This window comes from Oleiphilus sp. HI0132, from assembly GCF_001635845.1.
In genome coordinates, this window is sequence record NZ_LWGJ01001172.1 from 1 (window position 1) to 10256 (window position 10256).

Consider the following 10256-nt stretch of genomic DNA (forward strand, 5'->3'; position numbering starts at 1 on the left):
CCTGTTTGTTACCGTTAATAATAAAAAAGGTGTCAGGTCTTTTTTTTCACTGTATTGTTAATGCTCACAAGGTATGAGTATTAACAATGTTAAATATGGATTTTTCGGAAAAGCTGGCTCTCGATACAGCGAAAATGGAATGGGATAAAAGCCCTGCTGCCGGTGTTTGGCGTAAACCTTTGGAGCGAGAAGCTAAGGAATCGGGGCATACCACGAGCATTGTAATGTATGAGCCTGGCTCGTCTTTCTCTGAGCACTTTCACCCAATGGGTGAAGAGATTTTTGTATTGGAGGGCGTATTCTCAGATGAAACAGGAGACTTTGGCGCTGGAACCTATATACGTAATCCGCCTGGAAGCAACCATGCCCCGTTTAGTAAGCAAGGCTGTGTTATCTTGGTCAAGCTGAACCAGTTTTCACTCGAGGATAAAGAACAGGTACGCATCGATACTACTTCTACCTCTTGGCTGCCAGGAATCGGCAGGCTGCAGGTTATGCCTTTGCACGATTTTGAGCATGAGCATGTCGCACTGGTGAAGTGGCCGAGTAATGAGCGTTTTCAGTCTCACCGTCATTTTGGAGGGGAGGAAATTTTTGTCCTATCGGGAAAGTTTTGTGATGAGCATGGCATCTATCCTAAAGGAAGCTGGATACGTAGCCCTCACATGAGTCAGCATCACCCCTTCGTTGAAGAGGAGACGGTCATTTTGGTGAAAACTGGGCACTTACCCGTGCCAATTAACCCTTAGATAATTAAGAGGCGAAAGTATCTCTACACACTAAAACGCTTTTAGTCAGCTCTGCTTAAGTGAGCAAAGTGGAATCTTAGGTGATCTTCTATGAAGCTTTGAATAAAAAAGTAACTATGGTCGTAGCCTTTTTGCATTCTGAGTTCTAGATTCGCGCCGACAGATTTGGCGGATTCTACAAGATTTTCGGGTTTTAGTTGTTCCAGCAGAAAATTATCCTCATCACCTTGATCCACTAATATCGGTAACGCACATCCATGTTCTTTTAACAGCTCGCAACTATCGTATTGTTTCCATGTATTCTGATCCGTGCCAAGGTAAGCGAGAAATGCTTTTTGTCCCCATGGGCAATTGATTGGATTGCTAATAGGGCTGAAGGCAGAGACTGACCGATAAGCTTCTTGATTCTTCAGGGCAATAGTTAAAGCGCCATGCCCGCCCATACTATGCCCGAAAATAGATTTTACACTGGAGGCAGGGAAGTGGCGTTCAACAAGTTTCGGTAGTTCTGTTGCGATGTAATCGTACATTCGATAGTGGGAAGACCAGGGTGGTTGTGTAGCATTTAGATAGAAGCCAGCCCCTAAGCCTAGGTCATAAGAGCCTTCGGGGTCATCGGCAACATCTTCACCACGAGGGCTTGTGTCGGGTGCGATGATAATGAGTCCGAGTTCTTCTGCCAGACGAAAAACACCCGCTTTATGCATGAAGTTTTCATCTGTGCAGGTGAGGCCGGATAACCAGTACATTGCAGGGAGAGGGCTTCCAGTTGATGCCTTTGAAGGTATAAATACCGAAAACCGCATATCACAACCCAAAACATCCGATGTATGTGTGAACTGCTGATAGCAGCCACCAAAGACTCTTGCTTGATTTATTTGTTTTAGTGTCATGTAGCGGTCGCTTAATATTGTTATCTAATAAAATGTCTTAGTAATGAATGACGCTGCGAATACTCTTGCCTTCATGCATGAGATCAAAGGCATTATTAATCTCTTCGAGCGGCATAGTATGCGTAATGAATTCCTGTAAACCGAACTCTCCAGCCAAATACTGTTCAACGATACCTGGCAGTTCAGATCGACCTTTTACGCCGCCAAAGGCAGTTCCGCGCCAAACTCGTCCGGTGACTAACTGAAAGGGTCTTGTTGAAATCTCTTGACCTGCACCCGCAACGCCGATGATCACGGATTCTCCCCAGCCTTTATGGCAGCACTCTAGTGCCTGTCGCATGACATTAACGTTACCAATGCACTCAAATGAATAATCCACGCCTCCATCGGTCATTTCAACAATGACCTCTTGAATAGGCTTGTCAAAATTCTGAGGATTAATACAATCGCTTGCACCTAACTGCTTGGCGAGTTCAAACTTACTTTCGTTGATATCGATGCCGATAATACGACTAGCGCCTGCCATACGGGCACCGATAATAGCGGATAAACCAATACCGCCCAAGCCAAAGATGGCAACGGTATCACCTTGCTGTACTTTAGCTGTGTTCAAGACAGCACCCATTCCTGTTGTTACACCACAACCTAGCAGGCAGACTTCTTCAAGGGGAGCATCTTTGTTTACTTTCGCCAAGGAAATCTCTGGTAAAACGGTATACTCAGAAAAAGTGGAACAGCCCATATAGTGATAGATTGGTTCACCATTCTTATAAAAACGAGTAGTGCCGTCTGGCATCAACCCTTTACCTTGGGTTTCCCGTACGGCCTGGCATAAGTTTGTTTTCCCCGACATGCAAAATTTACATTCACCACACTCAGCTGTGTAAAGCGGGATTACGTGGTCGCCGACTTCGACGCTTGTAACGCCTTCACCGACCATTTCGACAATACCACCACCTTCATGACCAAGGATTGATGGGAAAATTCCCTCTGGGTCTTCACCTGACAAGGTGAAGGCATCAGTATGACAGACCCCGGTTGCAACGATCTTTACCAAGACCTCGCCCGCTTTCGGGTACATAACATCGACTTCTTCGATCTTCAGGGGTGTGTTAGGGCCCCAAGCAACGGCGGCTTTAGATTTAATAAACTGGTCAGTCACAAGGTTTCTCCGGGGGGAAAGATGAAATTCACAATCAGATTAGCTACAAGCCTATATCGGCCGAAGCGTGTTCCAATCTTGACATATTCCTAAACTTTTTCCAGCGCTTTTGTTTTAGGTTGGTGGCTTAATGATCCGCACCAGTTAAAGCGGACGCCCTGTTAAGGTGATCATTGTGGCGACTTCTTTCGCAAGGCAAATGCTCGTTTTAATGTACCTTGGTTAAACCCCTCAATACTCAACTTTTGCAAATATGTTAAGAAATAGATCTGAGACCTTTTTTGTTGATTTGCACCCAAAACTGACCCATTAAACCCAAATATTTGCATCGAATTTTGACCCACGTATAAACCTATCCCTGCTTCAACAAAGGCAGGAGAAAAAGGAGTGATAGACGTGGCTCTATTGAATCAACGGGGTCAGACTCGATTGAACTTCTGTTAAAGAAAATGATTTAGTTATGGATGCTACTTTCTACAAGCGAAAAAAAAGACCAGTTAGATAACTAACTAGTCTTTTTAATGTGGTAGCGGGGGCCGGATTTGAACCGACGACCTTCGGGTTATGAGCCCGACGAGCTACCAGGCTGCTCCACCCCGCATCAATCTCGTCTTGATCAAGGTTTGTTGCCTCAATCAATGTGCGCGTATACTATCCATCGATGTGCTTCCCGTCAAGCCTAATTCCATCTTATTTAATAAAAACGGATTTTTATGTGTTAATTAATGCGGGTGGCGGGTGAATTCACTGTCTGGTGATGATCTGAGTCCAATTGCCGCGATAAAATTGCGTTATGCTTCTACAGAGGAAGCGATTTAAACTACAATATACAGATGTCTTAGTTATACCTATCCCAAGCCGGAGATTCTTGGATGCCCTCAGTTGATGACCTCGTTGCGACCGCGAGGCGTAACGAAATAATCGCTCGTAACCTCTTCGATATAGAAGTTGCGATTATGAACATTACTCGTTGTTCGGACTTCTTTATGGCGCTGGTGTCGCTGGTGCAGGAAAAGTTCGAAATCGAGCATGTGTGGACGGTTTTGACGGAAACGCCTTCTAACGCTCATCTGATTGATACTTTGCGCGAAGCTGAGCGTAAAGCTGATAAAGAAGCGCCTGTCATTCTGCGCACAGTGAGTATGGTGGATTTTCTAGGAGCGACTCAGAGTGTCCGAGAGCCAATTTTGGTTAGTCGTGACATCAAGCGCTATCACTCGCTCATGCCTATTGAAGTGAAACGCAATGCCGAGCCTCACGGTGTTCGTTCGCTGGCTGTATTGCCTATTGTGATTGATAGCAAGGTTGTAGGGGCTTTGATGCTGGGTTCAAACTCCGCCGAGCGCTATAGCCCGAGCAAAGATAGCTTCTTTCTGAAGCAGTTGTCTGTAAAAGTCTCTTTCTCGCTAGCGGGTGTATGGGCAAGAGAAAGGATTAGCTTTTTGGCAACGCGAGATCCGCTTACTTTATTACGTAATCGTAGAGAGTTAGAGGAAACGCTTGATCAAGAGTTAAGTCGTCATGCGCGCCAGAAAGAAGATTTGGCGGTCATGTTTATCGATTGTGATGATTTCAAGATAGTCAACGATACCTGCGGTCATGACTGTGGTGATAGTTATCTCAAGCATGTTGCACATCATCTGAATGAGTTAACACGAAAGAGTGATTTGGCATTCCGCTTTGCTGGTGATGAGTTTGTCGTGTTGCTGCCTCATCAGCGCCAAGAAGGCGCTGATATTATTGCAGGGCGTATTCGCGAGCATCTCTTGAATACGCCTCTCAGAGTCGAGGATAAGGTAATTCCTGTTGTGATTAGTTATGGCGTGATTTCGACAGAATCAATGGATCGAGTCGACTCTAAAATGATGCTTAAAATAGCCGATGAGCGGCTTTATGAAATGAAGCGTCAGAAACCTTCCAAACGAGTAAGTGTTCCTGAAACCCAGGATAATGTCGTGGTTGCCAAGGCTGGCCTGGTGAGTACCGACTAATACTCGCCAAGCTGTCGGTTTTATAGGCTTTTCAATTGCGAACTTTCTGTTCGGTACTGCCCTGGTGTCATACCGGTCCAACTTTTAAAGCTGCGATGAAATGAGCGCCCGTCAGAAAAGCCCAGGTTATAAGCAATATCTTGAATTCCTATTTCGGAGCTTTTCAGAAGTTCGGTCGCTAAGTCTAGTCTGACTTCATTTAACAGCGTTTGATAAGAACTGTCTTCAGCGACGAGTTTTCTCTGCAGTGTTCGTTCGGTCATGTTTAGTTCATTCGCAATGAGTTCTTTTCTTGCGCTGCCTAGATTCAATTGGTGTCGAATGAGTGCTTTGACTTTATCAGCAAAGTTCTCACTAGCCAGGCTAAGGTGAGTCATTTGCTCACTAGCATGAGATTCAAGAGTTTTGAGTAGCAGGTTATCGGGTTGGCGAAGTGAAATAGACAGTAGGTCTTTATTTAGCACAATACCGTTGTGCTGAGCCTCAAACTCAACGGGTGCATTGAAGAAGCGGGTATATTCTTCTTGGAGCTTTGCAGAAGGAGCGGGGCGCCCGATTAGTATCTTTTCAGCAGAGGCATTTTGGTTTGCTAACCAGCGTGCAAAGTTTGTCCACGAAGCCAACACGTTATCGATCATATGAGGCCTGACAATCGGGTCGTCGTAAATACAGTGCCAGCACTGCAAGATGCTGTTCCCTAAATCTTTAAAGCTGGTTGTTCCCATATCCCCGACAAGTCTTTCATAGGGCTGTATTTTATCCATGGCTTCACCGATGGTGGCGCAACTCATAGTGATATAGCCAAGCACACTATAGGAGCCTGGCTGAACAAATTGGCTGGTATGAAGCCCGAGCAAGGGGTCATTAGCGCGTTCGATAAGATGTTTAATAAGAGATTGGAACTGGGTTCCAATAATACGCCCATTTGCACTGGCCAGAACATTCGGGTCGATCCCTGAGTCGAGAATGACTTGATGAGTATCGATTTGTTTGCTCTGAGCATATTGTAAATATTGCTGTACGGCAGGAATGGAAGCAAAGCCCAGGTGTTTCATAATTTACTCTTCTCGCAGGAAGTTTGAGAGCACAAAAAGTGTCACTGACTGAATTTGATGATCATAATGTCTGAAATTGTCAGTGAAATTATAGTTTATTCCGTTATTATTTCGAGCTATGTCTTTCTAGAGTGTTGTCCGCTGTTAAGATGCTGGGCACTTTAAACTAAATTTGAATATATATAGGTGAACGCATGCGTCGTTGGAATGGTTGGGGAGATGAAGCAAACAAAATGGATTTGCCACCTACGGGTGAGCAATTTCTTAGTGATCTAGTGGGTGCTTCCAGCCCTTTAGCGGATGCACAGCTGAGTGAAGTTTTGGCTCAAGTTCCAGAAAGTCGTTTACCTGAGCATATATTGATTGATAAAGACCCGGAACAGCGTCTTCGTCATTCTCGCGGTCAAAGTCTGCCTGACTGGCTTGCCATGAGAAGTGGCCGCTTTGAATTCTTCCCCGACGGCGTTGCTTTTCCAGAAACTAAAGATCAGGTCGCTGAGTTGGTCGAGTTTTGTTATGAACATGACATTATCCTGATTCCCTATGGTGGTGGAACCAGCGTCGCGGGGCATATTAACCCTTTTGAATCTGATGAACCGATACTAACTTTATCGCTAGGTCGAATGACTCGCTTGATAGATTTGGATGAGGAGAGTCAGATTGCTACCTTTGGTGCCGGTACACCTGGGCCTTTAGTTGAATCTCAGCTTCGTTCTAGAGGCTATACCTTGGGGCACTTTCCCCAGAGCTTTGAGCTGTCGACCATTGGTGGTTGGGTAGCGAGCCGTTCTAGTGGACAGCAGTCTCTGCGTTATGGACGCATCGAACAAATGTTTGCTGGTGGTAGTGTCGAAACACCTAAGGGGCGTATGGATATTCAAACCATTCCTGCCTCGGCAGGCGGCCCGGATGTAAGAGAGATCTTTATGGGCTCGGAAGGGAGGATGGGCGTAATCTCTGAAGTTAAGGTACGAGTGACACCTTTAGCAGAGCAAGAAGACTTTTACGTTATTTTCTTCCCTTCGTGGACGCAAGCAAAGGAAGCAGCTCGTTATATGGTTCAGAGTAAGGTTCAACTATCGATGCTGCGCTTAAGTAATGCCGTTGAAACCACGACCCAACTTGCTTTGGCTGGTCACCCTGGCCAGATATCAATGCTTGAAAAGTATCTGAGCTTTAAAGGTGCTGCTGAAGGCAAGTGCATGATGACCTTGGGTATAACGGGGCTGCCTGAGCAGTGCCGCCCTGCCCACAAACTAATGAAGAGCATGATTCGTCGTTATCATGGCGTGTACACCGGTAACTTTTTGGGTAAGAAGTGGGCTGATAAACGCTTTAAGATGCCTTACCTACGCGAAGCTCTTTGGGAAAAGGGCTATGTGGTTGATACCCTTGAAACGGCAACCGACTGGGATAATGTAGATAATCTACTTAATAAAATTGAAGACAATTTACGCAATAGTCTTAGCGCTGAAAATGAAAAGGTCCATGTCTTTACCCATCTTTCACACTTCTACGGCCAGGGTTGCAGTATTTATACGACTTATGTGTATCGAGCCGGTGAGAGCTGCGAGCAAGCTTTAGAGCGTTGGAAGCATATGAAATCTTCTACCTCCGAGATTATCGTCAACAATCGCGGTGCAATCAGTCATCAGCACGGAGTTGGTAAAGATCATGCTCCTTTCCTTCCAAAAGAGAAGGGCGAGTTAGGAATGCACCTCATTAAAACTGCTTTTGCAGCCATGGATGAGAAGGGCTTATTGAACCCGGGAACCCTGATAGAAGATGACAGAGTAAAAAGCCTGTTCGACTAGCTTTTTTGCAAGCTCGGCTCAATTTACGGTCCAAAAAAATTATAACTTTTCAAACTCTCGGCGTGACAGCTGCGATATGACGACGACGGAGGTAAGCCGTGTCACAAGATAAACAATATGCATCCTCTATTGCTTATTGGGCGCCAGGTGGCCGAGCGTTAGCCTTAGATGTGCTGCGCTCTGGAAAGGCTTGGGACTTGGTGATTGTTGGTGGCGGGATTACCGGTGCCGGAATCTATCGCGAGGCTGTCGCGCAGGGTTTGAAAACCCTCTTGATAGAGCAAAAAGACTTTGCCTGGGGGACTTCATCACGTTCATCAAAAATGGTTCATGGCGGACTGCGGTATCTGGGAAGTGGACAATTTTCCTTAGCTAATGACTCGGTCAAAGAGCGTCAGAACTTGATGGATGAGTTGCCCGGTTTAGTTGAGCCTTTGCCATTTATTATGGGGCATTACAAAGGTGTTTTTCCCGGGCCTTGGGTGTTTAACAAACTTTTGGCTATTTACGACTACATGGCAGGGAAGCGCTATCGGCAGTTTTTCAAACGAGGCATATTAGACTTTTTAGTCCCGGGCTTGCTTACCAAAAAGTTAAAAGGCGTCACTCAATTTGCTGACGCTTCTACCGATGATGCTCGTTTGGTTTTACGTGTATTGGAAGAGGGCAATCGCGACGGCGGTGTTGCGATCAATTATCTGCGAGCAGAGCAAGTAAGCAAGGACGAAAATGACAGAGTCACGGGCGTCTTGCTGAAAGACCAACTGAGTGCTGAACAGTTTGAGTTGCAGGCAAATGTTGTCATCAATGCTGCCGGGGTATGGACAGATGAACTTCGACAACAGCTCGGTGAAAACAAAGTAATAAGGCCTCTGCGTGGCAGCCATTTAGTTTTGCCTCAGTGGCGCTTGCCAGTGGCGTATTCTGTGAGTTTTTTTCACCCGAAAGATAAGCGGCCAGTGTTTGCTTTCCCCTGGGAAGGTGTGACGGTTGTCGGGACAACGGACCTTGATCACAAGCAAAGTAGTCGAGACGAGTCCAGCATAAGCGCTGGCGAAGTAGCGTATCTGTTAGCTGCTGTGAATCAGCAATTCCCAAATAGTTTGATTTCTGAAAGCGATGTTATAGCGACGTACTCGGGTGTTCGCCCTGTTGTCAGTAAACATTCTAGCAAGCAAGAAGCTGACTTGAGTAAACCGGCAAAGCCTTCTGATGAAAAGCGTGAACATGTTGTCTGGGATAATCGAGGCATGGTGAGCGTTGCAGGAGGTAAGCTGACGACTTATCGTTTAATCGCCTTGGATGTGCTTCAAACGGCGGCGAGATATTTANATCGGAAACCTGAAGACTTTAAGTCGAGTACACACTTTCCTGAGACTGACCATGTAATGGCTTCAGCTCATATCAATGCACCTCAGATTCGTAGGCTAAAAGGACGCTATGGCTTTGGCGCAGAACGTATCGTTGAGCTGGTAGATAGGAAACCTGAGTTAGCAGACAAAGTCTTGACTAGTGATACCATATTCGCTGAGCTTGTTTATGCCTGTGAAACTCAACTAGTCGTGCATTTAGACGATCTAATGCTGCGCCGCACTCGTTTAGGACTTGTTCTTCCTAAAGGTGGTGAGGCCGTGCTTACTCGCGTCAAGGCTCATTGTTTGGAAGCTTTAGGCTGGGATGAGCCTCGTTGGGATCAGGAGGCGAGCAGGTATCAGCGTATTATTAGTGCTCATTATTCTCTTCCTGTCGAAGAAGCCAAAAAAGAAGAGCGGGTGGTGTGATGAGCGAGCAGTATATCTTCACCATTGATAACGGTACTCAAAGTGTTCGGGCCATAATATTTGATACCCAAGGTAATTTGATCGCTAAGGGCAAACAAGAGCTCGAGCCTTACTTCTCTAGCCAGCCGGGCTGGGCTGAACAAGATCCAGAGTATTACTGGTCTTCATTAAAAAAAGCTTGCGATAAACTATGGGCTGCAGCTGATATTGATCGTTCCAGGATTATTGCAGCAACGGTCACCACGCAGCGCGGTACGGTCGTTAATGTTGATGAGCAGGGAAGGCCTGTGAGGCCAGCCATTGTCTGGCTAGACCAGCGTAGGGCAGAGGTAAAAGGGGATGTGCCCGGTTTTTGGAAGTGGTTGTTTAAAATCGCCGGGGTTGAAGATGTTGTACATCGATTTCGAGAGAAATCGCAGGCATTATGGATTTCCCAGAGCCAGCCTGAAATATGGCGCAAGACACATAAGTTTCTGCTGTTATCAGGCTATTTGAGCTTTAAGCTAACGGGAGAATTTAAAGACTCTGTTGGTGCCCAGGTTGGTTACATTCCCTTTGATTATAAGAAGTTAAAGTGGGCTGCTGAATCAGACTGGCGTTTTAAGATTTTGCCTTCTTTGTGCAAAGACATGTTACCTGAGCTGGTAGATCCTGGGGAATCATTAGGTGCTTTGACCAAAGAGGCAGCAACTCATTTGGGGCTAGATGAAGGCTTACCTATCATTGCCTCGGCGTCTGATAAAGCCTGCGAGATTATCGGCTCTGGCGGCAACCGGCCTGATATCGCTTGTATGAGCTATGGCACGACAGC

At 46.0% G+C, this 10256-nt stretch carries 8 protein-coding genes and 1 tRNA gene; 5 read left to right on the forward strand and 4 right to left on the reverse strand.

Annotated features, from left to right (window positions below; all coding sequences use genetic code 11):
- The first annotated feature begins 86 nt into the window (after nt 1-86).
- Nucleotides 87-749, forward strand: coding sequence for a cupin domain-containing protein (locus A3766_RS16495; RefSeq protein ID WP_068516504.1), 663 nt, complete (start codon nt 87-89; stop codon nt 747-749).
- A gap of 41 nt (nt 750-790) precedes the next feature.
- Here A3766_RS16495 and fghA read toward each other — a convergent pair whose 3' ends face one another.
- The 3 genes from fghA to A3766_RS16510 all read right to left on the reverse strand — a co-directional run bounded on the left by fghA (nt 791) and on the right by A3766_RS16510 (nt 3405).
- Entirely contained in the window at nt 791-1642 is an 852-nt protein-coding gene (fghA, locus tag A3766_RS16500) for an S-formylglutathione hydrolase (RefSeq protein ID WP_068516502.1), read from the reverse strand.
- Between the two features lie 37 nt (nt 1643-1679).
- On the reverse strand, nt 1680-2789 hold the full coding sequence (locus tag A3766_RS16505; protein WP_197475897.1) for an S-(hydroxymethyl)glutathione dehydrogenase/class III alcohol dehydrogenase: 1110 nt from the start codon (nt 2787-2789) through the stop codon (nt 1680-1682).
- Between the two features lie 539 nt (nt 2790-3328).
- Nucleotides 3329-3405, reverse strand: a tRNA-Met gene (locus tag A3766_RS16510).
- Nucleotides 3406-3676: 271 nt separating this feature from the next.
- On the opposite strand from A3766_RS16510, the gene A3766_RS16515 reads away from it, so the two are divergent.
- Nucleotides 3677-4795, forward strand: coding sequence for a sensor domain-containing diguanylate cyclase (locus A3766_RS16515; RefSeq protein ID WP_068516496.1), 1119 nt, complete (start codon nt 3677-3679; stop codon nt 4793-4795).
- A 20-nt stretch (nt 4796-4815) separates the two neighbouring features.
- Here the strand turns inward: A3766_RS16515 and A3766_RS16520 are convergent, their stop codons facing one another.
- A complete protein-coding gene (locus A3766_RS16520) occupies nt 4816-5850 on the reverse strand; it encodes an AraC family transcriptional regulator (protein ID WP_068516490.1) in 1035 nt (344 codons plus the stop codon).
- Nucleotides 5851-6044: 194 nt separating this feature from the next.
- Here A3766_RS16520 and A3766_RS16525 point away from each other — a divergent pair, with 194 nt between their 5' ends.
- The 3 genes from A3766_RS16525 to A3766_RS16535 all read left to right on the forward strand — a co-directional run.
- Nucleotides 6045-7664: an FAD-binding oxidoreductase gene (locus A3766_RS16525; protein WP_068516487.1), complete on the forward strand. Its 1620-nt coding sequence runs from the start codon at nt 6045-6047 to the stop codon at nt 7662-7664.
- A 98-nt stretch (nt 7665-7762) separates the two neighbouring features.
- Entirely contained in the window at nt 7763-9445 is a 1683-nt protein-coding gene (locus tag A3766_RS16530; RefSeq protein WP_197479603.1) for a glycerol-3-phosphate dehydrogenase/oxidase, read from the forward strand.
- Nucleotides 9445-10256, forward strand: an 812-nt coding sequence (locus A3766_RS16535) for an FGGY family carbohydrate kinase (RefSeq protein ID WP_255375540.1), incomplete at its 3' end; no start/stop codon positions are given. The genes A3766_RS16530 and A3766_RS16535, both read left to right, overlap by 1 nt.

What these genes read in the sequence shown, in the direction of transcription:
- A3766_RS16495 (WP_068516504.1), top strand. Translation starts at nt 87, where the DNA reads ATGTTAAATATGGATTTTTCGGAAAAGCTGGCTCTCGATACAGCGAAA.
- fghA (WP_068516502.1), bottom strand. Translation starts at nt 1,642, where the DNA reads ATGACACTAAAACAAATAAATCAAGCAAGAGTCTTTGGTGGCTGCTAT.
- A3766_RS16515 (WP_068516496.1), top strand. Translation starts at nt 3,677, where the DNA reads ATGCCCTCAGTTGATGACCTCGTTGCGACCGCGAGGCGTAACGAAATA.
- A3766_RS16520 (WP_068516490.1), bottom strand. Translation starts at nt 5,850, where the DNA reads ATGAAACACCTGGGCTTTGCTTCCATTCCTGCCGTACAGCAATATTTA.
- A3766_RS16525 (WP_068516487.1), top strand. Translation starts at nt 6,045, where the DNA reads ATGCGTCGTTGGAATGGTTGGGGAGATGAAGCAAACAAAATGGATTTG.